This window comes from Rhodococcus sp. EPR-147, from assembly GCF_001647185.1.
GTDB lineage: Bacteria > Actinomycetota > Actinomycetes > Mycobacteriales > Mycobacteriaceae > Rhodococcoides.
Map to the genome: position 1 here is coordinate 1 of NZ_LVCU01000428.1, position 330 is coordinate 330.

Genomic DNA, 330 nt, shown 5'->3' on the forward strand with positions numbered 1-330 from the left:
GCCGTGAATTGCCCGAGAGCATGAGCCACCTGACCGATGGTGGCGAGGCCTCTCAGGAGGCCAGCTCGTTGATGGCTCGTCTGGCCGCGCGCTGATCGTCGTTCCAATCCGGAGCGGTGCGAGTGAGCGTCGGCACAGGACGTATCCTGTGAGGTATGGCGAACGGCAGTAAGGCTGGCAAAGCAGCAAAGCCCAGCAAGGAAGCAAAAGCGGCTGCCAAGGCGGCGCGCAAGCAGGCATCGAGGGAACGGCGCAAGCAGCTCTGGCAGGCGTTTCAGATGCAGCGCAAGGACGACAAGGTTCTCCTGCCGCTGATGATCGGGTCGGTGG

Annotated in this window: 1 pseudogene; it reads left to right on the forward strand. The window is 63.3% G+C overall.

What is annotated here, in order from left to right:
* Positions 1–155 precede the first annotated feature (155 nt).
* A pseudogene (locus tag A2J02_RS27830) lies at positions 156–330 on the forward strand (DUF4191 domain-containing protein); the annotation flags it as partial.